The sequence below is a fragment of the Microbispora sp. H10836 genome (genome assembly GCF_012999525.1).
Classification (GTDB): Bacteria; Actinomycetota; Actinomycetes; order Streptosporangiales; family Streptosporangiaceae; genus Microbispora.
Window position 1 is genome coordinate 186,867 of record NZ_JABBWU010000015.1, and the last position, 23,858, is coordinate 210,724.

At 70.2% G+C, this 23,858-nt stretch carries 22 protein-coding genes, 1 tRNA gene and 1 pseudogene; 5 read left to right on the top strand and 19 right to left on the bottom strand.

Annotated features, from left to right (window positions below; all coding sequences use genetic code 11):
- Positions 1-2 precede the first annotated feature (2 nt).
- From HHX30_RS26565 to HHX30_RS26580, 4 genes are all read right to left on the bottom strand, one after another.
- Positions 3-1,049 (bottom strand): ABC transporter permease, encoded by a 1,047-nt coding sequence (locus tag HHX30_RS26565; RefSeq protein WP_169984740.1) that lies wholly within the window; start codon positions 1,047-1,049, stop codon positions 3-5.
- Complete coding sequence (locus HHX30_RS26570; RefSeq protein ID WP_169984742.1) at positions 1,046-2,557, bottom strand: sugar ABC transporter ATP-binding protein; 1,512 nt, start codon at positions 2,555-2,557, stop codon at positions 1,046-1,048. Before HHX30_RS26570 ends, HHX30_RS26565 begins: the two co-directional genes overlap by 4 nt.
- 225 nt (positions 2,558-2,782) lie before the next feature.
- On the bottom strand, positions 2,783-3,775 hold the full coding sequence (locus tag HHX30_RS26575; RefSeq protein ID WP_311922871.1) for an ABC transporter substrate-binding protein: 993 nt from the start codon (positions 3,773-3,775) through the stop codon (positions 2,783-2,785).
- Between the two features lie 74 nt (positions 3,776-3,849).
- Positions 3,850-4,836 carry a LacI family DNA-binding transcriptional regulator gene (locus HHX30_RS26580; protein WP_169984841.1) on the bottom strand — a complete coding sequence of 329 codons (987 nt, stop codon included), beginning with the start codon at positions 4,834-4,836 and terminating at the stop codon, positions 3,850-3,852.
- Between the two features lie 254 nt (positions 4,837-5,090).
- Between HHX30_RS26580 and HHX30_RS26585 the strand changes: the two genes are divergently transcribed.
- Positions 5,091-8,846 carry an alpha-L-arabinofuranosidase C-terminal domain-containing protein gene (locus HHX30_RS26585; RefSeq protein WP_169984744.1) on the top strand — a complete coding sequence of 1,252 codons (3,756 nt, stop codon included), beginning with the start codon at positions 5,091-5,093 and terminating at the stop codon, positions 8,844-8,846.
- 223 nt (positions 8,847-9,069) lie between these two features.
- On the opposite strand, the gene HHX30_RS26590 is transcribed toward HHX30_RS26585, so the two are convergent.
- The 8 genes from HHX30_RS26590 to HHX30_RS26625 form a co-directional block, all read right to left on the bottom strand.
- Positions 9,070-10,104, bottom strand: coding sequence for a LacI family DNA-binding transcriptional regulator (locus HHX30_RS26590; protein WP_169984746.1), 1,035 nt, complete (start codon positions 10,102-10,104; stop codon positions 9,070-9,072).
- 154 nt (positions 10,105-10,258) lie between these two features.
- Positions 10,259-11,149, bottom strand: coding sequence for a DMT family transporter (locus HHX30_RS26595; RefSeq protein ID WP_169984748.1), 891 nt, complete (start codon positions 11,147-11,149; stop codon positions 10,259-10,261).
- A 220-nt stretch (positions 11,150-11,369) separates the two neighbouring features.
- Entirely contained in the window at positions 11,370-12,182 is an 813-nt protein-coding gene (locus HHX30_RS26600) for a dienelactone hydrolase family protein (RefSeq protein ID WP_311922872.1), read from the bottom strand.
- 153 nt (positions 12,183-12,335) lie between these two features.
- The gene (locus tag HHX30_RS26605; protein WP_169984751.1) at positions 12,336-12,998 is read right to left on the bottom strand and encodes an SRPBCC family protein; all 663 of its coding nucleotides are present in this window, start codon (positions 12,996-12,998) and stop codon (positions 12,336-12,338) included.
- A 74-nt stretch (positions 12,999-13,072) separates the two neighbouring features.
- Positions 13,073-14,434, bottom strand: coding sequence for an MFS transporter (locus HHX30_RS26610; protein WP_169984753.1), 1,362 nt, complete (start codon positions 14,432-14,434; stop codon positions 13,073-13,075).
- 180 nt (positions 14,435-14,614) lie between these two features.
- Complete coding sequence (locus HHX30_RS26615; protein WP_169984755.1) at positions 14,615-15,001, bottom strand: hypothetical protein; 387 nt, start codon at positions 14,999-15,001, stop codon at positions 14,615-14,617.
- Complete coding sequence (locus tag HHX30_RS26620; RefSeq protein ID WP_169984757.1) at positions 14,998-15,351, bottom strand: hypothetical protein; 354 nt, start codon at positions 15,349-15,351, stop codon at positions 14,998-15,000. The genes HHX30_RS26615 and HHX30_RS26620 overlap by 4 nt, the downstream gene beginning before the upstream one ends.
- 87 nt (positions 15,352-15,438) lie before the next feature.
- Positions 15,439-16,533 carry a glutamate--cysteine ligase gene (locus tag HHX30_RS26625; protein WP_169984759.1) on the bottom strand — a complete coding sequence of 365 codons (1,095 nt, stop codon included), beginning with the start codon at positions 16,531-16,533 and terminating at the stop codon, positions 15,439-15,441.
- Positions 16,534-16,800: 267 nt separating this feature from the next.
- Here HHX30_RS26625 and HHX30_RS43810 point away from each other — a divergent pair.
- Positions 16,801-17,151 (top strand): annotated as a pseudogene (locus tag HHX30_RS43810) (hypothetical protein); the annotation flags it as partial.
- On the opposite strand, the gene HHX30_RS40860 reads toward HHX30_RS43810, so the two are convergent.
- Positions 17,085-17,243, bottom strand: coding sequence for a hypothetical protein (locus HHX30_RS40860; RefSeq protein ID WP_211592541.1), 159 nt, complete (start codon positions 17,241-17,243; stop codon positions 17,085-17,087). The pseudogene HHX30_RS43810 and the gene HHX30_RS40860 overlap by 67 nt on opposite strands.
- A gap of 56 nt (positions 17,244-17,299) precedes the next feature.
- Here HHX30_RS40860 and HHX30_RS40865 point away from each other — a divergent pair, with 56 nt between their 5' ends.
- Complete coding sequence (locus HHX30_RS40865; RefSeq protein ID WP_211592542.1) at positions 17,300-18,064, top strand: hypothetical protein; 765 nt, start codon at positions 17,300-17,302, stop codon at positions 18,062-18,064.
- A gap of 7 nt (positions 18,065-18,071) precedes the next feature.
- Here HHX30_RS40865 and HHX30_RS26635 read toward each other — a convergent pair whose 3' ends face one another.
- The 5 genes from HHX30_RS26635 to HHX30_RS26655 form a co-directional block, all read right to left on the bottom strand.
- Entirely contained in the window at positions 18,072-18,866 is a 795-nt protein-coding gene (locus tag HHX30_RS26635; protein ID WP_169984761.1) for a family 16 glycosylhydrolase, read from the bottom strand.
- Between the two features lie 109 nt (positions 18,867-18,975).
- Positions 18,976-19,048, bottom strand: a tRNA-Ala gene (locus HHX30_RS26640).
- A 91-nt stretch (positions 19,049-19,139) separates the two neighbouring features.
- Entirely contained in the window at positions 19,140-19,775 is a 636-nt protein-coding gene (locus tag HHX30_RS26645; RefSeq protein WP_169984763.1) for a histidine phosphatase family protein, read from the bottom strand.
- A 25-nt stretch (positions 19,776-19,800) separates the two neighbouring features.
- Positions 19,801-20,205: a ribosome silencing factor gene (gene rsfS, locus HHX30_RS26650; protein ID WP_169984765.1), complete on the bottom strand. Its 405-nt coding sequence runs from the start codon at positions 20,203-20,205 to the stop codon at positions 19,801-19,803.
- A 133-nt stretch (positions 20,206-20,338) separates the two neighbouring features.
- The gene (locus HHX30_RS26655; protein WP_169984767.1) at positions 20,339-20,860 is read right to left on the bottom strand and encodes a winged helix-turn-helix domain-containing protein; all 522 of its coding nucleotides are present in this window, start codon (positions 20,858-20,860) and stop codon (positions 20,339-20,341) included.
- Between the two features lie 71 nt (positions 20,861-20,931).
- On the opposite strand from HHX30_RS26655, the gene HHX30_RS26660 reads away from it, so the two are divergent.
- Positions 20,932-22,149: an MFS transporter gene (locus HHX30_RS26660; protein WP_169984769.1), complete on the top strand. Its 1,218-nt coding sequence runs from the start codon at positions 20,932-20,934 to the stop codon at positions 22,147-22,149.
- Here the strand turns inward: HHX30_RS26660 and nadD are convergent.
- Entirely contained in the window at positions 22,112-22,723 is a 612-nt protein-coding gene (gene nadD / locus HHX30_RS26665) for a nicotinate-nucleotide adenylyltransferase (RefSeq protein ID WP_169984771.1), read from the bottom strand. The two genes, HHX30_RS26660 and nadD, sit on opposite strands and share 38 nt — an antisense overlap.
- A 106-nt stretch (positions 22,724-22,829) precedes the next feature.
- On the opposite strand from nadD, the gene HHX30_RS26670 reads away from it, so the two are divergent.
- A complete protein-coding gene (locus tag HHX30_RS26670; protein ID WP_169984773.1) occupies positions 22,830-23,849 on the top strand; it encodes a M48 family metallopeptidase in 1,020 nt (339 codons plus the stop codon).
- Positions 23,850-23,858: the final 9 nt, after the last annotated feature.

Below are 23,858 nucleotides of genomic sequence, written 5' to 3' on the forward strand. Positions count from 1 at the left end.
CGTCACGCCGAGACCCTCACCTTCTCTTCGGTCGCCGGGCGCGCCTCGACCGGGCGCATGCGGCGTTGGAAGACCTTCGCGCGGAAGGCCGGGGACTGGATCAGGCAGACCACGGTCACCACGAGCGCCTTGAACAGCAACGTGGTCTCCGGCGGAACGCCGATCGAGTAGATCGTGGTGGTCAGCGTCTGAATGATGAGGGCGCCCAGCACGGTGCCGCTCAGGGAGAACCGGCCGCCGGCCAGCGAGGTGCCTCCGATGACGACGGCGAGGATGGCGTCCAGCTCGATCCACAGGCCGGCGTTGTTGCCGTCGGCGCTGGAGACGTTCGAGCTGATCATCAGGCCCGCGATGCCGGCGCACAGCCCGCAGAAAGCGTAGACCGTGATCAGCACGCCGCGGGCGCTGATGCCGGCCAGCCGGCTCGCCTCGGCGTTGCCGCCGACGGACTCGATCAGCAGGCCCAGCGCCAGCCGCCGGGTGAGGAACGCGGTGAGGGCGAGGACCACCGCCACGATGATGATGCCGAACGGCAGCGTCAGCCAGTAACCACCGCCGATCAGCTTGTACGGCGAGCTGTTCACCGTAGTGATCTGGCCGTCGGTGATGAGCTGCGCCAGACCGCGCCCGGCGACCATCAGGATCAGCGTCGCGATGATCGGCTGGATCCCGATGCCCGCGACGAGGAAGCCGTTCCACGCGCCGAGGACCACCGACAGCACGAGCGCGAGGCCCACGGCCCCGAGCACGCCGGACACCGAGTTCTGGTCCGACAGGTCGCTGATGCGCAGGCAGGCCAGGGCGCCGGCGATCGCCACGACGGAACCGACCGACAGGTCGATGCCGCTGGTGGCGATGACGAGCGTCATGCCGAGCGACACCAGGATCAGAGGAGCGCCGAACCGGACGATGTCGATCAGGCTGCCGTAGAGGTGCCCCTCCTTCATCTGGACCTTGAAGAAGTTGTCGGTGAAGAACAGGTTCAGCGCCAGCAGCGCGACCAGGATCACCAGGGGCCAGAACAGGCGATGTTTGAGGAACCCTCTCATGACCGAGCTCCGCTCGCGATCGTCTCCGTCAGGCTGTCGGTGGTCAGGCGTTCGTCGTTGTCGATCTGGGCGACCAGCTTGCGGTCGCGCAGCACGCCGACCTTGTGGCTGAGCCGCAGCACCTCCTCCAGTTCGGCGGAGATGAACAGCACGGCCATCCCGCCGTCGGAGAGCTCGGCGACCAGGCGCTGGATCTCGGCCTTGGCGCCGACGTCGATGCCGCGGGTCGGCTCGTCGAGGATGAGCAGGCGGGGCTCCAGGATGAGCCAGCGGGCCAGCAGCACCTTCTGCTGGTTGCCGCCGCTGAGATTCCTGATGAGCTGGTCGGGGTTGGCCGGGCGGATGTTCAGCGCGGCGATGTACTTGTCGACCAACTCGTCCTGCTTGCGCCGCGGGATCGGCCGGGTCCAGCCGCGCGCGGCCTGCAGGGCGAGGATGAGGTTCTCGCGGACGGTGAGGTCGGGGACGAGCCCCTCGGCCCGCCGGTTCTCCGAGCAGAAGGCCAGCTTCCGGGAGACCGCGGCTCGGGGCGTGCGCAAGCTGACCTGCTCACCGCCGATCTGCAACGTGCCCGTGCCCGCGTGGTCGGCCCCGAACAGCAGCCGGGCGACCTCCGTACGGCCCGAGCCGAGCAGCCCGGCCAGGCCGACGACCTCGCCCTCGTGGATGGTGAGCGTGAACGGCTCGATCGCCCCGGAGCGGCCCAGCTCGACGGCCTCCACCAACGGCGCGGCCTCGCGGGCCGGCGGGCGGCCCTCCAGCTTCTCCAGGTCGGCCAGCTCACGGCCGATCATTTTGCCGACCAGCTCGACCTGGCTCAGCTCGCTCGTGAGGTACTCCCCCACGAGCTTGCCGTTGCGCAGGACCGTCATCCGGTCGGAGATCTCGTAGACCTGGTCGAGGAAGTGCGAGACGAACAGGATCGCGATGCCCTCCTCCTTGAGGCGGCGCATCACCCGGAAGAGCTGGGCGACCTCCCCGGCGTCGAGGCTGGAGGTCGGCTCGTCGAGGATGAGCACCTTCGCGTCGATGTCCACCGCGCGTGCGATCGCCACCATCTGCTGGATCGCCAGCGAGTACGACGACAGAGGGGCCGACACGTCGAGGTCGAGTTCGAGGCGGGCGAGGATCTCCGCCGCCCGGCGGCGCATCTTCTGCCACTGGATCCGGCCGAAACGGCGCGGCTCGCGGCCGATGAAGATGTTCTCCGCCACCGACAGGTTGGTGCAGAGGTTGACCTCCTGGTAGACGGTGCTGATGCCCGCCTGCTGGGCGGCGAGCGGGCTGTGGAAGACGACGCGCCTGCCCTCCAACTCGATCTCGCCGGCGTCGATGTCGTACACGCCGGTCAGCACCTTGATCAGGGTCGACTTACCGGCGCCGTTCTCCCCCATCAGGGCGTGGACCTCGCCCGGCAGCAGCCGGAAGTCGACGCCGTCCAGTGCCTTCACGCCGGGGAACTGCTTGCCGATCCCGCTCATCCGCAGGATCGGCGCGGGTGCGGCCATGCGGCGCCCCTCTCTCCTCTGTATTTCCCGCTCACCATCGGGGCGCTCACATCCGCCTGGGTCGTGCCGGAGGCGCGCGATGAAACGCCTCCTCGTCGCGCTTGGTCGCCTCGCACCCGCGCACCCCTCAGTCCAGATCGACGGCGCGCCCCTCCGGATCGCTCGTTCTCGTGACTCGTCCTCGTGGGAAGGGCCGCCCCCGCGTGGGGACGGCCCGGAACCCGATCAGTACTTGCGGTTGGGCAGGGCCTCCTTGGCCTGCTCCTGGGTGAAGGTGGTCTCCTCGGTCACCACCCGCTGGGGCACCTGCTCACCCTTGACGACCTTCTTGGCGAGGTCCATGAGCTGGGTGCCGAGCAGCGGGGAGCACTCGACGATGTAGTTGATCTTGCCGTCGGCGAGGGCCTGCATGCCGTCGTGGACCGCGTCGACCGTGATGATCTTGATGTCCTTGCCAGGCACCTTGCCCGCACCCTCGATCGCCTCGATGGCGCCGAGGCCCATGTCGTCGTTGTGCGCGTACAGCACGTCGATGTCGGGGTTGGACTTGAGGAAGGCCTCCATGACCTCCTTGCCCTTGGCGCGGGTGAAGTCGCCGCTCTGCGAAGCGATGATCTTGAACTTCGGATCGGCGGAGATGATCTCCTGGAAACCGGACTTGCGGTCGTTGGCGGGCGCGGAGCCGGTGGTGCCCTCCAGCTGGACGATGTTCACGTCGTCCTTGCTGTCCTTGTACTGGTCCACCAGCCACTGGCCGGCCTTCTTCCCCTCCTCGACGAAGTCCGAGCCGAGGAAGGTCTTGTACAGGCTGGTGTCCTTGGAGTCCACGGCCCGGTCGGTGAGGATGACCGGGATCTTCGCGTTCTGCGCCTCCTTGAGGACGGTGTCCCAGCCCGACTCCACCACCGGCGAGAAGGCGATCACGTCGACCTTCTGCTGGATGTAGGAGCGGATGGCCTTGATCTGGTTCTCCTGCTTCTGCTGAGCGTCGGAGAACTTCAGCTCGACGCCGGCGGTCTTGGCCGACTCCTGGATGTCCTTGGTGTTGGCGGTACGCCAGCCACTCTCCGCGCCGACCTGGGCGAAGCCCATGACGAGCTTGTCGTCGCCTCCGGACGAGCCGCCCGCCGACGTCGAGCCGTCGTCGCCGCTGCTGCAACCGGCCATCGTCAGGGCCGTGGCGCCGGCCAGGATCAGTGCCGAGATCCTCTTCAACACTCTGGGATCCTTTCATTTCTGATAGCGCTAACACCTAAGTGGCGCAGCGCTGATTATTCGTTGTCTCCGTACGGCTAGCGCGCGGCCGTGCTTCCCCTGAACACGAACTGGGGAGGCACGACGAGACGCTCATGGGGGAGCGGCTCGCCCGACTCGATCTGCCTGAGCAGCACGTCGATGCTGCGCCTGCCGACGGCCCCGAAGTCCTGTCTGATGGTGGTGAGCGGCGGGGAGAAGAACTCCGACTCAGGGATGTCGTCGAAGCCCACGATGCTTATCTGTTCGGGGACTTTCACCCCCTCCTCCGTGAACGCGCGCAGGAGGCCGAGCGCCATCTGGTCGTTGGCGACGAACACCGCGGTGACGTCGCCGGCCATGGCGGCGAGCTGCTTGCCGGCCTGGTAACCCGATCGCGGGCTCCAGTCACCGGTCAGCGTGCCGGGGATGGGCCGCCCCGCGGCGGTCAGTACCGCGCGCCAGCCCTCGATCCGGCCCTCGGCCTCCAGCCAGTCCGCCGGGCCGCTGACATGCCAGACGGTCTCGTGCCCGAGCTCGAGCAGGTGCGAGGTCGCCAGTCTGGCGCCCTCCACCTGGTCGACGCTGACCACGGAGACGTCGCCCTGATGCCAGCCCTCGACGGCCACGGCGGGCATGCCCGCCGGCAGGTCGTCGAGCGCCCGGGCCGCCGAACGCTGCGGAGCGACGACGACGATGCCGTCCACCCCCTGCTCGGCGAGGTAGCCGATCGCGTCGTTCACGCCGGCCCTGTCGATGGTTCGCAGGCTCACGATGCTGACGAAGTAGCCCGCGTCTCTCGCGGCCTGCTCGATTCCGTATACCGTGCTCGCCGGGCCGTACAGCGTCGTGTCGAAGCTGACCACGCCCAGCGTGCGCGAGTGCTTGGTGACCAGTGCCCGGGCGACGAGGTTGCGGCGGTAACCGAGCTGGTCGATGGCCCGCATGACCCGGGTGCGGGTCTCGGCGCGGACGTTCGGATGGTCGTTGAGCACCCGCGAGACCGTCTGGTGCGACACCCCGGCCAGCCTGGCCACATCGGCCATGACTGGCGGACGGCGGTCGACATTGGGTCCCACTGGCGCTCCTCTCAAGTGCTTGGGAAGACTGTGAGCGTTAACACGACCCCTCGTCAAGGAGGCGGCCGATTACGGTCCGGTCACACCGAAACATCGCGTTAACGTCCTATTGACGGACATGCCATAGGGCTCTTAACTGGTGGCCGAATCCAGCTTGTTAGCGCTCACCCTGCGGCCATCCGCCGATGTTAGCGCTAACAGAACTCGGAGGAGCCCCCCGTATGAGCAGAAAGGCCTGGTCACTGGCCTTATCGGCGGCCGTTCTCAGCGGCGCGGTGGGCGGCGTGCTCTCCACGACGCCCGCTCAGGCCGAAACCGCCGACCCGATCCCCGCGGGCGCGACCGTCGACCAGTTCGACGCCGCCGCGCTCGGTCCCGACTGGCAGGTCCTCAACCCCGACAACACACAGTGGTCGCTGAGTGAGCGGCCCGGCAGCCTGCGCCTCCACTCGCTGAAAGGCGACACCTACCAGACCGACAACTCGGCCAAGAACATCTTTCTCATGGACGTCCCCGCCGGGGACTTCGAGGTCGTCGCGAAGTTCAGCGCCCCGGTGGCGCTCGACTACCAGAGCGCCGGCATCTTCGCCTGGCAGGACTGGGACAACTACGTCCGCGCCGGCCTCGCCCACGTCGGATTCTCCGGCGGCAACGTGATCGAGACCGACACCGAGGTCAAGGCCGCCTTCACCGCGGCGTTCGCGAGCCGCCCCGGCTCCACCGGCGAGATTTTGAAGCTGACCAGGTCGGGCGACGAGTTCACCAGCGCCTACTGGGACGGCTCCACCTGGGTGCAGGCGTCCAAGGTGGCCGCCGCGCTCGACGTCAAACAGGTCGGCCTGTTCGCGCTGTCCGCGCAGAACGGCACGCCGATCGCGGCCGACTTCGACTACTTCGCCGTCAAGACGGCCGAGGGCAGGACGGTCGTGCCGTCCGGGCCGTTCACGCTGCGCGCGGCCGGCGCCACGCCGTACCTGTCGGCCGCCGAGGACGGGCAGGTGACCGCCTCCGACGCCCAGGGCATGACGAGCCTCGCGCTCACCGCCGAGGACAAGGGCGCCGGAACGGTGGCACTCAAGGACCTGAACGGCGAGGGATACCTGCGCGTCGCCGACGACTCCACGCTGCGCCTCGGCGCCACGGCTGGAGCGTTCCAGCTGCGTGACGCGGGTGGCGGCAAGGTGTACCTGTCCGCCGGGGACAAGCAGGTCGCGGTCAGCGACGGCAAGCTCGTCGCCACCGCGAAGGGAACGAAGTTCCAGGTCGAGGGTTATGCCAAGGACGTCGGCGAGCTCAAGGTGGACACCGCCGCGGCCGGCACCAAGGTCGGCCCCAACCTGTACGGCATCTTCTACGAAGACATCAACCACGCGGCCGACGGCGGCCTGTACGCCGAGCTCGTGCAGAACCGGTCCTTCGAGTTCAACTCGGTCGACAACCGGAGCTACAACGGCCTGACCGCGTGGACCAAGGTCGAGCGCGGGGGCGCGGCCGGCACGGCCGCGGTCTCCGGCGACCAGCCGTTGAACAGCGACAACCGCAACTTCCTGCGGCTCGACATCGCCACTTCCGGCACCGGGGTCGGCGTGCGCAACGCCGGCTTCAACAGCGGCATCGCCGTGCAGGCCGGCAAGGAGTACGACCTGTCGCTGTTCGCCCGGCGTACCAGCGGCGGCCCGATCACCGCGGCGATCGAGAACGCCGACGGCTCGAAGGTGTACGGCACCGCCACGATCGACGCGCAGCCGGCCGAGTGGAAGAAGTACACCGCGACGATCACCGCGAGCGAGACCAGCGACGCGGCACGCCTGGTCGTGCTGGCCGGCGGTTCCGGCCGGGTCGACCTCGACATGATCTCGCTGTTCCCGAAGGACACCTTCAAGGGCCGCCCGAACGGCATGCGCAAGGACCTCGCCGAGACGATCGCGGCGCTCAAGCCGCGCTTCCTGCGCTTCCCCGGCGGCTGCGTGACCAACGTCGGCACCTACGACCCGTACTCGCTCAACCAGGACCGGCGCCGCATCTACCAGTGGAAGGAGACGCTCGGCCCGGTCGAGGAGCGGCCGACCAACTTCAACTTCTGGGGCTACAACCAGACGTACGGCATCGGCTACTACGAGTACTTCCAGTTCGCCGAGGACCTGGGCGCCGAGGCGCTGCCGGTCCTGTCGGTGGGTGTCAACGGCTGCAACGAGAACCGGCCGCTGACCGACGAGGCCAAGCTGCAGCGCTGGGTCCAGGACACGCTCGACCTCATCGAGTTCGCCAACGGCCCGGCCGACTCCACCTGGGGCTCCAAGCGGGCCGCCATGGGGCACCCCAAGCCGTTCGACCTGAAGTACATCGGCCTCGGCAACGAGGAGATCTACAACGAGTTCTTCACGAACTACCCCAAGTTCGCGAACGCGGTCCGGGCCAGGTACCCGGAAATCAAGATCCTCTCGAACTCGGGACAGACCTCCCAGGGCACCTGGTTCGACCGCATGTGGCAGTTCGCGCGTGACCAGAAGGCCGACCTGGTCGACGAGCACTACTACAACGACCCGAGCTGGTTCCTGGCCAACAACCACCGCTACGACACCTACGACCGCAACGGCCCGCACGTGTTCGTCGGGGAGTACGCCTCGAAGGGCAACACGTACTGGAACGCACTGACCGAGGCGTCGTACCTGACCGGCATCGAGCGCAACTCCGACGTCGTCGAGCTCGCGTCGTACGCGCCGCTGCTGTCCAACGTCGACTACGTCAACTGGACACCGGACCTCATCTGGTTCGACAACGACCAGGTCTACGGCTCGCCCAGCTACTACGTGCAGCGCATGTTCTCCCGCAACGTGGGCGACACCGTGCTGCCGAGCACGTACAAGGCGAGCCCCCTGCCGGTGGACGACATCAAGGGCGCCATCGGCCTCGGCTCCTGGAGCACCCAGGTCCGCTACGACGACGTCAAGGTGACCGGAGCCGACGGCACGGTCCTGTTCAGCGACGACTTCTCGAACGGCGCGGGCAAGTGGACCCCTGGTCAGGGGACATGGGGCGTGCAGGACGGCGCGTACGTCCAGTCGGCCAACGTGACCGACGCCCGGTCCACGGCCGGCTCGACGGACTGGTCCAACTACACGCTGGAGCTCACCGCCCGCAAGACCGGCGGCGCCGAGGGCTTCCTGGTGATGTTCGGCGCGAAGGACACCGGCAACTACTACTGGTGGAACATCGGCGGCTGGAACAACACCCAGTCGGCCATCGAGAAGGCCACCAACGGCGCCAAGTCGTCGATCGCGACCTCCGGCACGACCGTCCAGACCGGCCGCGACTACAAGATCAAGATTCAGGTCGCCGGGCGGCGCATCACCACCTGGCTGGACGGCCAGAAGATCAACGATTTCATCGACAACGCCTCCGTCGAGCCGCTCTACCAGGTGGTCTCGAAGGACAGCGACACCGGCGACGTCGTGATCAAGGCCGTCAACGTCCAGGACACCGCCGTGCGCAGCACGGTCGACCTCGGCAACGCCAAGATCGCACCGAAGGCCGTCGTCACCTCGCTCACCGGTGACCCCGCAGCGGTGAACTCGCTCACCGAGCCCACGAGAGTCGCCCCCCTCGAGCGGGAGGTGAGCGGCTTCTCCGAGTCGTTCACCTACGACTTCCCCGCCCACTCGGTGACGTTCATCCGCCTCGGCAAGGACACCCGGGCCGACACCACCGTCACCGCTCACGCCTCGCCCAAGCAGGTGAAGCAGGGCAAGAAGGTCCAGGTTCACTACAGCGTGGACCCGGCGGGCGCGACCGGCGAGGTGACCGTGTCCGAGGGCGCCACGATCCTCGGTGAGGGCACGCTCAACCCCGGCGGCCAGGGCAAGACCGAACTCGGCCTCGACCTGCCGGCCGGCACGCACGAGCTCACCGTCTCCTACTCCGGCGACGCCCGCTTCCGGCCGTCGACCACCACCCTCACTCTGGAGGTGAAGCCGTAAGACCCGCCGCCTGGGGCGGCCTCCACCCGTGAGCGGCGGCAGGCGTGGACACGCCTGCCGCCGTTCCTCCCTGTGTCCGATCACCGCAGCGGGCGGCGCAACCGACAGCCCGCGTATGGGACGATCCGCAGGGGAAGGCGTGTTACACGCGTCCCGCCGGGGGCCTAGACCGGCGGGACGCGGTTTTCCGCCCGGCTCGCGAGCGAGCCGGGCGGAAGCTCTCTCAAGGGCTCACGCCGGTGCTCTCCCTCACCACGAGTTCGGGTTCCACCATGCGTCTCGCCTCGCCTTCCGCGCCCGCGATGCGGTCCAGCAGGAGCTGGAACGCCTGCCGTCCGACCTCGCCGAAGTTCTGCCGTACGGTCGTGAGGGGCGGCCAGAAGTAGGCCGCCTCGGGGACGTCGTCGAACCCGACGACGCTCACGTCCTCGGGGACCCGCCGGCCCGCTTCCCGCAGGGCCCGCAGCACGCCCATCGCCATGTGGTCGTTGGCCACGAAGATCGCGGTCACGTCGGGCTCGCGGGCCAGCCGCTTGCCGATCTCGTAGCCGGAGTGGGCGGTCCAGTCGCCGACCAGCGGTTCGGGGACCTCCCGGCCCTCCGCCTCCAACGCCGACCGCCAGCCCGCCACCCGGCCGTTCGCGTCGATCCAGTTGGGCGGACCCGACAGGTGCCACACCGTGCGGTGGCCCAGACTGAGCAGGTGGCGGGTGGCGCGGGCGGCGCCGGCGTACTGGTCCACCGCCGCCACCGGCACCGGCAGATCCGATCCGCCGCCGACGTCGACCACCGGGAGCCCCGGGGGAAGGTTCCGCAGCCCCTCGGCGGCCGACTCGTGCGGCGCGACGACGATGACGCCGTCCACCGACTGGGACCGCAGGCGGTCGATCCCCCTGGTGATCCACCTGCGGTTGAGCGCGGGCAGGCTGGCGATGCTGACGAGGTAGTCGCTGTCCCTGGCCGCCTGCTCGATGCCGAACAACGTGGAGGCCGGGCCGTACAACGTGGTGTCGAAACAGACGACCCCCAGCACGCCCGAGCGGCCGGTCACCAGGACCCGCGCCGCCGAATTGGGCCGGTAGTCCAGCTCGCGGACCGCCGCGAGGACACGCGCGCGGGTCTCCGGGCGTACCTTCTCCGGGGCGTTCAGCACTCTCGACACCGTCATCGCCGACACTCCCGCCAGCTCCGCGACGTCCTCCATGACCGCCGCCCTGGGGCGTTCGGCCGGGTTCTCTCCAGGCCGGACTTTCGTCATCCGCCGCGTCCCCGCTCGTTCGTCAGGTTTCCTGAGTGTTTGCGATAACAGCAACCCTGTCAATACTGACATGATCACTGTGTTGCGTCCCGAGCCTTGTGAAGCACGTTCCGCCTGGTGACCGCGTATGCGGACCACTCACGAGATGGTATCGCTAACAGGTAGCATCACCCTGCCGTGACGCCCCCGCCGGTTCACCGCGGAGCTCACCACGGGCGAGCCAGGCGAGGGCGCACAGGAGCACGACCGCGCCGCCCGCCTGTACGGCGGACACGCGCTCCCCCAGCAGCACGACGCCGATGACGGCGGCGACGAGCGGCTCGATCAGGGACAGGACCGACGCCGTGGTTCCGCCGACGACCCGCAGCCCCGCGAAGAACAGCCCGTACGCGAGCGCCGTCGGCACGGCCGCCAGGTAGCCGAGCAACAGCACGTTGGTCACGGCGTGCCCGGCGGGCAGCAGCCCTCCGGCGGCGGCGAGCGGGAGCAGGCAGGCCGCGCCCCCGGCGAACCCCCACACGGCCACGCCGTCGGCGGGCATCCGGCGGGTCGTGAGGGTGACGAGCGAGTAGGCCGCCGCCGACAGCAGTGAGTAGCCGGCGCCGGCCGGGGTGACCGCGTCCGCCCCTCCCACGAGCATGGCGAGGCCGCAGACGGCGAGCGCGGCGCACCCCAGGCCGGTGCGGCCCAGCGGCTCGCCCAGGAAGACGCGGCCACCGGCCGCCACCAGGAGCGGGGTGGCGCCCATCGTGATCATCGTGGCGACCGCGACCCCGGCCTGGGCGATCGCCGCGAAGTAGGCGGCCTGGCAGACCGCCATCGCGGGGCCGACGAGCAGCACCGCCCGCCAGGAGGGGCGGCTGCGGGCGATGGCGAGCAGGAGCACCGCGCCGCAGGCGAAGCGCCAGAAGGACACGGCGACGGGACTCAGCTGTCCCGCGCCGTGCAGCATCGCCCCCGCCGGTCCCCCGGTTCCCCAGGCGACCGCGGCGGTGGACACGTAGACGAGGCCCTGCCGTACGGACAGGGCTGGAGCGTGGTTCATTGACGTCTCTCCAGTGAGGTGGGCCCGATTCCCGTACGCGGGCAGGGGCCACCGGCCGGGCCGCCCGGGCCCGGCTCACCGGAGGACGCCGCCCGCTAGCGGGCGGGCGGCGGAGAGACGATCAATGTCATGCGGGCACGGTAGCGCGCCCAAGCGGCTCACCGCATCACCGTTTAGGCACTTTCGGGGGTGCCGGTGCGCGCGGCCGGAGCAGGAAGGCTTAGTCTTGCATCGTGGCAGCCCGAGGCGAGGTCAGGTCGCCTCGGGCTGTCCGCTTTCCCGGACGCTCCACGGCGGCGAGGAAGCCCAGGATGCGCGCCCAGGCGTCGGCGCAGGCCTCGGCCAGCTCGGGGCGGCCCAGCTCGAAGAAGCTGTGGGGCGCTCCCGCATAGGTGACGAACTCGTGTGCCACCCGGGCCCCGTCGAGCGCCTCGCCGAACGCGCTCACCACTTCGGAAGAGATGCCCTCGTCGGCGCCGCCGAACAGCCCCAGGATCGGCCCGCGCAGTTCTCCGGCCATCTGCGTGGGGCCGGGGTTGCCGAACAGCACGTCCGGATAGCCGTACAGGCCGATCGTGCCGGCGAGCCCGAAGCCGGGCCGGGCCGCCATGAACGCGAGCCTGCCGCCGAAGCAGAAACCGAGCGAGACGACCTCCTCGCATCCCTCGGCGCGCAGGTGTGCGGCGCCCGCGGCGATGTCGGCGAAGAGCCCGTCCTTGTGCGCCCTGCCCAGGTGCTCCATGAAGGGGAAGTCGTCGGGTCGGGGGCCGGTACCAGCCGTACGCCCGAAATAGTCGATCGCCAGAGCGGTGTGGCCCTGCTCCGCGAGCCGCTCGGTGAGGCGCTCGTAGAATCCCGACAGCCCCCGGTTGTCCGGAAGGACGAGCACCGCCGGACCGGACCGGCGGCCGGGGCGGGACAGGAAGGCCGCGAACCTCGCCCCGTCGGCCGACGTGAGGACGACACGCCCGGACGTCACGGTCGTCCGCGGAGAGCCGTAGACGGGCGGCGCGGCATCGGGTTCGTAGCACACGGGCGGCATCCCTTTTCAAGCAAATCAATGGGTACACCCGTGAGGCTATAAGAGTATTTTCCGATCATATCATGGCGAAATAAATTTCCGATCTCCTGCAAATAACAAGCCCATCTCCCGAATCACGGGAGATGGGCTTTGACGATGTCTGGATCAGATCACCGGACCGGGCGTGTCGCGCGGCGGCAGCGGGCCGGTGCCGGGGACGGGCCCCGTGCCGGGAGCGGGCGGGATCGGGCCGGTGCCGGGCGGCGGCAGGGGCGTCTCGCGCGGATACTCGGGGTTCACGGTCCGGGGCGGCATCGGCTCGCCGATGTCATACCCCGTGCCGGACCCGCCGGTGCCCATGCCGCCCTGCTGATGCGGGCCGGGAACCTCGCCGCGCCAGGCGCCGGTCTCGCCGCCGCGCGACTCGATGAAGGTCTTGAAACGCTCCAGGTCGCCCTTGACCCGCATGCGGACGATCTGCAGGGCGTCCGCGGCCTTCTCCAGGAAGCCCTCGGGGTCGTACTCCATCTGCAGGGTGACGCGGGTGGTGTTGTCGTCGATCCGGTGGAAGGTGACGACGCCGGCCTGGCGCGGCGTGTCCACCGAGCGCCAGGCCACCCGCTCGTCGGGGTGCTGCTCGGTGATCTCCGCCTCGAACTCCCGGCGGACACCCGCGATCTCGACGACCCAGTCGGTGCGCGTGTCGCCGATCTGCTTGACCGACTCCACGCCCTCCATGAACTCCGGGAAGCTCTCGAACTGCGTCCACTGGTTGTACGCGGTGCGGATCGGGACATTCACGTCGACGGACTGCTCGATCGAGCTCATGCCTTCTCCTTCTCTCGTGGGTTTCTGCACCTACGCCTGCCCCGAGATGGAGAGGTAAACCCGGGTGCGCGGCCTCAGCGGGAGGCCGACCTGCGGCGATCATCTCCTCGGCCCGCACCGCGCCGTCCGGCCGGACGGGTCAGGCGCGGCCGGGCCGCCGTGACGCCGTCGCCCGACCGCGCACGCCGCGCCTTGTCGGCCGACCGTCGCATCCGCCCCACCACGAGGTCGCGCACGCCCCGCGAGACGTGGTCGTCGCGCCGCCCGCCGGGCGCGGACGGAGTCTCGTCTTCCAGCACGCGGTCGGCCGCGGCGTACCAGCCGGTGACCACCTGCACGGCGAGCGCGGCGAACAGCAGGCCGAACGGCAGCACCCACCCACCGCTCATCTGGTGCAGCAGACCGAACGTGATCGGCCCCGCACCCGCGATGAGGTATCCGGCGCTCTGCCCGAAGGCCGACAGCGCGGCGGTGCCCGCCGCGGTGCGGGTCCGCATGGCAAGCATCGCCAGCGCGAGCGGGAACGTGCCCCCGCCGACGGCCACGAGGATCGACCACGCCCACAGCGCCTGCCCGGTGAGTAGGCCCGCGAAGCCCACCGCGTACAGGACGGCGAAGGCGATCACCAGCGGGCGCTGACCGGACAGCCGGGTCGCCAGCGCGGGCACCGCCATGGAGACGGGGATGCCGAGCCCGGTGAACACGGCGAGGACCAGACCGGCCTGCCCGGCGGTGTAGCCGTTGTCCCGCAGCAGCAGCGGCAGCCAGCCGAACATCACGTACGCGATGAGCGACTGCGAGCCGAAATAACCGGCCACGGCCCAGGCGAGCCTGCTGCGCAGGAGGCCGTCGGCTCCGGCCCTCACGGAGGTGTCGCGCCGCTCCGGCTCACCGCGCCTGAGCGCGAGCCACGGAATCACGGCCACGGCGGCCAGGACCGCCCACACCCCGAGTGCCACGTGCCAGTTGCCTCCCGCGGCCTGCTGCACGGGAACGGTCGCGGCGGCGGCGACCATCGTCCCGGCCGCGAGGGCCGTCGAGTAGACGGTGGTCATCGCACCCGCCCGCCGCGGGAAGTGCCTCTTGATCAGTGCGGGGATGACGACGTTGCCGACCGCGCCGCCCGCCAGCGCGACCGTGCTGGCCGCCATGAACGGCACGGCCGAGTCGACGAGGGAGCGCACGGCCTGCCCGGCCGCGAGCAGGACGATCGCGGCCAGCAGCAGCCTGTGCTGCCCCATCCTGCGGGACATGGCCGGCGTCAGGGCGCCGAACAGGGCGAAGCTCATCACCGGCAGCGTGGTGAGGAGCCCCGTCATCGCCCCCGACATGCCGAGGCCCGTGCTCACCTCGTCGAGAACGGTCCCCACGCTGGTCACCGCTGTGCGCAGGTTCAACGCGGCGAGGGCGATACCCCCGGCGATCAGCCACGCCATCGATCCGCGCCGTGCTCCCCATGGCGCTCTCCATGGTGCTCGCAGGACGCCCCTCCGCGTCTCGACGGCACTCATCGCCGCAACACTTCCCCTCATCCAGTCATCCTACGATTGGCACCATACCAAAGCCCTCATCGCTCTCATTTGTTCCCTGCTTCCCGCTGCTTCCCGAGAAAGCCGTCACGAGCGGCGGACGCCGCGCAGCAGCCAGAGAAGGCCGACGACGGGCAGCACGAGCGGCACGAAGAGGTACCCGCTGCCGTACCCGGACCACACGGTCGCGTGCGGGAACGCGGCGGGGTCGGCCAGGCTCAGCGTGCCGACGACCAGCACCCCGGCCAGCTCGACCAGGCAGGCGGCCACCGCCAGGCGCCGGGCGTTCCGGGCCAGCGCCACCGTGAGCACGATGTAGACCACTCCGGCGAACGCCGACAGCGCGTACGCCAGCGGCGCCTCGGCGAACCGCGTGGCGATCTGCACGGCGGCGCGGGACGTCGCGGCCAGCGCGAAGATCCCGTACACGGCCACGAGCACGCGCCCAGGCCCGGTGCCGGAAGGAGCGCTCATGCGCCCGCGTTCCAGATCTGCAGCAGCCGCCCGGTCATGACGGCCACGGTGAAGGCGGCCACGGCGATGACCACCGGGCCCCAGCGCGTACGCTCCGCACGGCCCCACCACATGGCGGCGGGCGGGATCACCACGGTGCCCGCCAGGTAGCCGATGAAGGTCGCCTTCTCGGCGACGTGGCCGAGCCCGGCGAGCGCGAAACCCGCCTGCGCGAGCACGGCCAGCTCCAGCAGTCCCAGCCCGGCCAGCAGCACCGGCCCCATCGGCCGGTCCCGTACGGCGGTGACGGCGCCGGCCAATGCCAGCAGCAGGGCGGTGCCGATCAGCCAGCCGGAATACGCGCCGTTCATGCCGCGCTCGGGGCGGGGGTCGCAGACATGGCCAGTGACATGGCCAGTAGGGTATCGGCCCGCATGCCCGCCCTGCCGCACGGCCTCCTAGCGCTGCCGGGTCTCGGCGAGCAGCAGGTCGACCGCGTCCTCCGGCTTCCCGTCGACGGCGTACGCCCCCCGCTGGCGGGAGGCGGAGCTGCCCCGGCGCAGCGCGGCGTCGGCGAGCTCCGAGACGGTCTCCCAGTCGCCGAGGTCCTCCAGGGTCGGCCGCAGCTCCTCCAGCATCCAGGCGATGACCCGCGGGGCCGGCTCGGGCCGGCTCGTCACCGGTGACAGCAGGTCGCCCTCCAGCCCGTCCCGCGCCGCCCGCCAGTTGGCCGCCCGCAGCAGCGCCAGGCGCTGCTCGCCGGCCGGCGGCTCGCCCCGCTCCACGGCCTCCATCTCCCTCGTCATGAGGGCGCGGAAGAGCCCGGCGAGCAGCACCACGTCGTCGGCGAGCGGGCAGGAGTCGCAGATGCGCATCTCCACGGTCGGCACGTGGGCGCTGAGCCGCAGGTCGAAGTAGACCATGCCGCGGTCCTCGATGACGCCGGAGGCAACCAGGTCCTCGGCCGTCCTGTCGTAATCGGCCGCGTCCGCGAACGGGCCCAGCGGCCCGGCCGTCGGCCAGCGCTGCCAGGTCAGCGCCCGGCTGCTGGCGTACCCGCTGTCCTCGTCCATCCAGTACGGCGAGCTGGCGCTGAGCGCGAGCAGCGGGGGAAGCCACGCCTCCACGCGCTGGGCGGCGAGCACCGCCACGTCCCTGTCGTCGATCTCCACGTGCACCTGCGCCCCGCAGATGAGCTGCTCCTCGGCGAGGAACCGGTAGGACTCCCACAGGTAGCGGTAGCGCTCCCCGGGAGTGAACGTGTAACCCTCGATGCCGGTGATCGGGGTCGTGCCGGAGGCGATGACGCCCACGCCCAGCGGCTCGCCGGCCGACACGAGCGCCTGGCGCAGCCGCACGATCTCGGCCCGTCCGTCGGCCAGGTCCTCCATCGGGGTGCTGTTGGTCTCCACCACCGACCGCTGCAGCTCGGCCGCGAACCCCTCGTCCGGCAGCCGCTCCAGCATCGACTCCGCCAGCGGCGTCAGCCGCCGGGTCTCGAGATCGACGACAAGGAACTCCTCTTCAACGCCGACAGGCCGTCTCTTCGTCATGACCGATCACTACCCCCGTGGTGCGGAATAGGCCTGACCTGGCGCGTCTCGCGCAGGGAAAGTCGGGGCGCACGGAACCTTTTCCGTGGATGATGACTCTTATGGGTGGGGGCCCGACATTTCCACTACGGGGAAGGAATCGACATGCCGGTCGACCTGTCCAATGGGAAACCGCTCGCGTGGGATTCGGCGAAACTCGACGCCGACACCAAGGCGATGCTCGACAACCTGCAGCCGAACATCCTGCAGGGGCACGTACGGGAAAGCATGTCCCTGCTGCTCGTGCGCTTCGGCGACGGCCCGGACGGCAGGCGCTTCCTGCGCTCCCTCGTGCCGCTCATGAAATCGGCCAGGAAGCATCTGGAGGAGGTCCGCGACTTCAACCGCTCGAAGAAGCCCGGCACGCCGTACGTGGGCGTGGGAATCAGCAAGCTCGGCTATCTCAAACTCGGCGAATCCACCACGAAATTCACCGACAACGCGTTCAAATCGGGCATGAAGCGGCGTAAGGACACGCTGAGCGACCCCGCCGTAGGCGCCTGGGAGAAGCACTACCAGGAGGAGATCCACGCGATCGTGCTGATCGGCGACGCCACGCCCGAGCCGGTCGCCGCCACCCGCACGCGGATCCTCGCGCTGCTGCCGAAGACCGCGAAGATCGTCGGGGAGGAGAAGGGCGAGGGCCTGCGCGACGCCCAGGGCCGGGGCATCGAGCACTTCGGCTACGCTGGACGGCCGCAGCCAGCCGCTGTTCCTCGCCGACCAGGTGGCCGCCGAGCCCGGCACCAACTGGAACCCGTTCTTCCCGCTCAGCCACGTGCTCGTCGCCGACCCGCTCGCCCCGCACCCGAGCCGGCACTTCGGCAGTTATCTCGTCCTGCGCAAGCTGGAGCAGAACGTCCGCGCGTTCCGCGAGGCCGAGGAGGCCCTCGCCGACGCGCTGGGGCTGAAGGGCGACGACCGGCCGCTCGCGGGCGCGATGCTGGTGGGCCGGTTCCGCAACGGCACCCCGCTGCGGCTGCACGGCAAGCCGAGCTCCGAGGGCCACCCGGTGCAGAACGACTTCAGCTACCGCGACGACCCCGGGTCGAAGTGCCCGGTGAGCGCGCACATCCGCAAGGCCAACCCGCGCGACTCACGGGACGGCGGGCTGGAGCGCGCGCTCGGCGTCATGATGGCCCGGCGCGGCCAGACGTACGGCAGGCGCACCGACAGGCCGTGGGACGACGCGGCCCCGCAGACCAGGCCGACGGGCGGGGTGGGCCTGCTGTTCATGGCGTTCAACTCCAGCCTGCAGGCTCAGTTCGAGTTCACCCAGCAGACCTGGGCCGACAATCCCGATTTCCCCGCCGGCGGCACCGGCCACGACCCGGTGATCGGCCAGGGCAAGCGGGACGTCAAAGTGCGCTATCCGAAGGCGTGGGGCGGCACGAAACTCAGCGCGCCCCAGCGGCAGGTCCCCCAGACCGTGACGATGAAGGGCGGCGAGTACTTCTTCATGCCGTCGCTCGCCTATCTCAAGAGCCTGTGACCCTCCGTCAGGCGCGGGAGCGGCCGACGTAGACGTTGCGGGCGCGGTAGTACGTGGCGGCGCTCGGGCCCGGGGAGCCGGACGAGCCCTCCATCTGAAGGTTGACGATCAGCCACATCGGCTTGCCGACGAAGCCACGGGCGTGGTGGACGGCCTTCCACTGGCCGTCGACGTAGTAGTGGATGTCCACGTCCGTGGCGCTCACCTTGGTGATCCACGCCCGGTAGGTGTGCCAGGAACCGGGCGACGACACGCCCACGACCGTGCTGTCCACGTCGGACGAGGTCCGGAACGTGTTGAACCAGTTGCGGCTGTCGCCCTTGAACTCCAGGATGTCGCTCTCGGGCGGCCAGCTGTTCGCCCCGGTGAGCCAGAACGCCGGCCAGGTCCCCCGGGACGACGGCGCCTGGAAGTCTCCCTTGACCTCCCAGTTGGGGAACTGGTCGTTCACCACGACCTGGTCCCGGGCGTGGATCGCGCCGGAGTGGTAGTGGATCGCCGGATGCGGGTTGGCGGTGCTCGTGCCCTCGTCCCAGGTAATCCTGGTGGCCGTCAGCGTCAGCACCCCGCCGGACAGGGAGATGTGGTTGTGGTCGCTGGACGAGCCGTACATCCGGGCGGAGCCGTTGTGGTCGGACCCCCACGGATACAGGTACTTCCACTCCGACTCCAGGGCGGAGTAGCCGGCGAACGAGCCGGTGTCGACGACCGTCTCCCACGCCGCCGCGTGCGCCGGGGCGAGGGCCGTGACGGTCGAGCCCACCACGGCGGCCGCGAGGAGGAGGGCACTGTGACGTCTCACGCCGGAAGAGTCGGACGGCGGCCGGAGGTGAGTCAACGTCCACGGTGAGGCGCTGGGCGGGAGCGCAGGTCATGCGAGAGACGGGCGTGAAAGTTCCAGCCATGGTGTGTGGAGCTATGGGGACTCGAACCCCAGACCCCCTCCATGCCATGGAGGTGCGCTACCAGCTGCGCTATAGCCCCTTGCCACCGCTCCGGGTGCTCCCGGCGCGGCGCTCGGAGAGCATATAGGTATGCCCTTCCGTTTACCTAATTGTCACCGGTCACACCCGTATCAGGCGTCGGCGGTGGCGGCCGGGCTGTCGTCGCTGCTGATCGGCTCCGGCAGCGTGCCGGCGTTGTGCTCCAGCAGGCGCCAGCCGCGGCGGCCCTCCTCCAGGACCGACCACGAGCAGTTGCCCAGGCTGCCGAGCGCGGACCACAGCTCCTGCGGCAGCCCGAGCAGCCGGCAGATGCCGAGCCGCAGCGCGGCGCCGTGCGAGGCGACGACCAGCAGACCGTTCTCGTCGAGGCGGGACGCCCAGCGCCCGACCGCGTCGGCGACGCGGTCGGCGACGTGCGCCACGTCCTCGCCGCCCGGGGCCTCCCACGCCTCGTACTCGACCGGCCAGCCCGCCCTGATCTCGTCGCGGGTCAGGCCCTCCCACTCGCCGCCGCCGCGCTCGCGCAGGTCCTTGTCCACGGCGACGTCGAGTCCGGTGAGCCGGCCGAGGGCCGACGCGGTGTCGTAGGCACGCCGCAGGTCGGAGGAGACCAGCATGGTGGGCCGCAGCGCCGCGAGCAGGGAGGCCGCCCGGGCCGCCTGCGCGATGCCGGTCTCGTCCAACGCGATGTCGGTGTGCCCCTGGAAGCGCTTCTCGACGTTCCACAGCGTCTGCCCGTGCCGCAGGCAGACGACGCGACGGCTCACCGCGCCGCCCCGATGATGGCGTTCGTCACCGGGCCGCTCCGTGCCCGCGCTGCTCGGCCACGCGCTTGACGCTCTCCGGCAGTTCGATGGACGGGCAGTCCTTCCACAGGCGCTCCAGCGCGTAGAAGTTGCGGTCTTCCTCGTGCTGCACGTGCACCACGATGTCGAGGTAGTCGAGCAGGACCCAGCGGCCCTCCCGCTCGCCCTCACGGCGTACGGGCTTGGCGTCGGCCTCGACGCGCAGGCGCTCCTCGATCTCGTCGACGACCGCGCGGACCTGGCGGTCGTTGGAGGCGGAGCAGAGGAGGAAGGCGTCGGTGATGACGAGCTGTTCGCTCACGTCGTAGGCGATGATGTCGTCGGCCAGCTTCTCGGCGGCGGCCTCGGCCGCCACCCGCACGAGCTGGATCGATCTCTCGGATGCTGTCACGATTCGGTTCTGTCCTCCGTTGACGGGCTCTTTCCAGGGTGCACAGTCGACGTGTCCCCCACAACCGGCTTTCCCGGCCAAGACCCTACCGGCACACCCTGTCGATTCCGGTGTTATGCCCGGGATCAGGATTTCAACGTCCTCCGGAGCCCGTGGATTCCACCAGAGGGAAGACCGCGACAGTGGCGCCGACCCGGATGGTGCCCGGCGTGCGGGGGGCCGCCGCGCCCTCGTGCAGATCGACGATCGCGGCGAGAATCCTGCCGCGGACGTCGTGCCACAGCTCGGGCTCGACCCACAGCTCGGCGTCGGCCGTCACCCCCTCCTCGTCCGCGCGCCGCCGCCCGGCACGTTCGCACAGCGATCGCGCCAGTGCCTCGGCGAGCAGTGGGAAATCGTCCCGCTGCTCGGTCAGCGGCGTGCCTCCCGCCGCCCGGTAGCGGCGCTCCCGGCCGCCGCGCCGAACCCGTACGTCGGCGAGTTCGGTCAGCCCGGCGTCGTCCAGGCAGCGCAGGTGGTGGCTGGCGAGGGCGTGCGAGATGCCCAGCTCACGGGACAGTTCGGCCGCCGACATGGGCGCGCCCCACATCAGAGAGAGCATGCGCAGCCGCACCGGATGCGCGAGCGCCCTGAGCCTGGGATCCGCCTCCGTCATGGCGGAAAGTAAACACCACCACAACCCCCAAGCATTGACTTGGGGGTTGCTTGCGGCGATCATCGGTCGTCGTGAAAGCCGCTCTCGCCGACCGCAACGCCCGCCGCTACCTGAGCGCCGTCGTGGTCTCCGGTTTCGGCACCATGGCCATGTCCCTGGTCGCGGGCATCTGGGTGAAGTCGCTGACCGGGTCGGACAGCCTCGCCGGTCTCGCCGCCTTCTGCTTCTGGGCGCCGACGGCCGCCGGGCCGGCCCTCGGCGCGCTGGTCGATCTCCTCGGCGCCCGGCCCGTGCTGATCTGGACGAACGTCGTGATGGGCGCGACACTCTGCCTGCTCTTCCTCGTCCGCTCCCCCGCGCAGGTCTGGCTGCTGTTCGCGGTGCTGGTGCTGTACGGCGTGAGCTTCGTCCTGCTCGACGCGGCGGAGGCGGCCGTCCTGCCCGCGGCCGTGCCGGAGGCGCTGCTGCCCGCGGTCAACGGGCTGCGCATGAGCGCGTCGGAGGGCACCCGCCTCGCCGCGCCCCTGCTCGGCGCCGGGTTGTTCACCGTCGCGGGCGGCGACGCGGTGGTCGCGCTCGACGCGGCCACCTTCGCGGCCGGCGCCTGGCTGCTCGGCTCACTGCGCCTGCCGGGCACAGCTGGGTCGCGCGCCCCTGCGACGCGCGGCTGGGCGGCCCGGACGGCGGACGGGGCGCGCTTCCTGTTCGGCGACCCGCTCCTGCGCCGCCTCGTGCTGTCCGGCGCGGTGCTGATGCTGGCCTCCGGCGTCAACGGCGCGGCCGTCTTCGCCGTGGTCGACCACGGCCTGCACCGGGAGCCGGGCTTCACCGGCGTGCTGTCCGCGATCCAGGGCGGCGGCACGGTCCTCGGCGGCCTGATCGCGGGCCCGGTGCTGCGCCGGGCCGGGGAGGCGCGGCTGTCCGCCGCCGGAGGGCTTCTCTTCGCCGTCTCGGTGGCACTGCGCGCCGCCCCCTGGGAGCCCGTCGTGGCGGCGGCGAGCCTGCTGTCCGGGCTGGGCCTGCCCTGGGTGCTGGTCGCCGCCTTCACCGCCGTGCAGCGGATCACACCCCGCGACCTGCTGGCCACGGTGTCCGCCACCGCCAACACCGTGCTGTTCGTCCCGACCGCTGTGGGGATGGCGCTCGGCGCCGGGCTCCTGGTCCTGACCTCCTACCGTCCGGTCTTGTACGCGGCGGCGCTCGCCGGCGCGCTCGCCGCGACGTACGGCCTGCGGGAACGGCGGCGAGCCGTCAGGACTCCGGATCGCGGTACAGATGGCGCTTGTTGATGTACTGCACGATGCCGTCGGGGACCAGATACCAGATGGGCTCCCCGGCGGCCACCCGGTCGCGGCACTCCGAGGAGGAGATCGCCAGGGCCGGGATCTCGACCAGGCTGACCTTGCCCGCCGGCAGGCCGGGGTCCTTCAGCGTGTGGCCGGGCCGCGTGCAGCCGACGAAGTGCGCGATGGTGAACAGCTCGTCGACGTCGCGCCAGCTGAGGATCTGCGCGAGCGCGTCGGCGCCGGTGATGAAGTACAGCTCCACCTCCGGGCCGTACACCGCGGCGATGTCCCGCAACGTGTCGATCGTGTACGTCGGGCCGGGCCGGTCGATGTCCACCCTGCTGACCGAGAAGCGGGGATTCGAGGCGGTGGCGATCACCGTCATCAGGTAGCGGTCCTCGGTCGAGGACACGGTCTGCTCGGCCTTCTGCCAGGGCCGGCCTGTCGGGACGAACACCACCTCGTCGAGATCGAAGTGGTGGGCCACCTCGCTGGCCGCCACCAGGTGGCCGTGGTGGATCGGGTCGAAGGTCCCGCCCATCACGCCCAGTCGCCGGATCGCCGTCCCGTTTCGCATGCACGGACGATAACGCGCCTACCGGACCATATCCGAAACCGGCCCCTGGCCTGACGGCCCGGGCTCCTCACGGCGTCCCGCGCGCGTCCGGCCCGTGAGACATAGCATGCGGGACATGACCACTCCCGATCGCAACCGCGTGCAGCTGACCGGCATCAGCTCACGAGCCTACGAGCATCCCGCCGACCGTTCCGCCCTGGTCGCGATGCGTTCGCTGTCCGGATTCGACGCGGTGCTCAAGCGCACGTCCGGCCTGTTCAGCGAGCGCCGGCTCCGTCTGATGTTCCTGGCCTCCGCGGTGCGCACCACCGACACCCAGTTCCGCGCCCTGCACGACATGGGCCGCGACAGCGCCTACATCCTCGACCTGCACAAGATCCCCGAGATCTACGTGCAGCAGGACCCGAAGGCGTACGCGATGGCGATCGGTTTCGACGAGCCGTTCATCATCGTCTCGACGGGTCTGCTCGACCTGATGGACGACGAGGAGCTGCGCTTCGTCATCGGCCACGAGACCTCGCACATCCTGTCGGGCCACGCCGTCTACGGCACGATGCTCGCGATCCTGACCCGCCTGGCCACGCGGGTCGCCTGGATCCCGCTCGGCTACATCGGCCTGCGGGTCATCGTCGCCGCCCTGGAGGAATGGCAGCGCAAGGCGGAGATGTCCGCCGACCGCGGCGGCCTGCTCGCCGGGCAGGACCCCGACGCCGCGCTGCGGGCGCTCATGAAGCTCGCCGGCGGCTCGCGCCTGCACGAGATGAACATCGAGGCGTTCCTCGACCAGGCCAGGGAGTACGACACCGCCGGCGACGTGCGGGACGGCCTGCTGAAGGTCCTCAACATGCTCGGCACGACCCACCCGTTCGCGGTGACCCGGGTCGCCGAGCTCGACCGGTGGCGTCGCAGCGGCGAGTACGAGCGCATCATCGCGGGCGACTACCCCCGGCGGGAGGACGACGCCAACGCCAGGATCACCGAAGAGATCAAGGCTGCGGCCAACTCCTACCGCGAGTCCTGGGCCCAGTCGCAGGACCCGTTCATCGGCGTGCTGCGCGACGTCGCCGAGGGCGCGGTCAACGCCGGCGAGCGCATCTTCAACCGCTTCGCCCGCCGCGAGAACTGACCCCGGGAC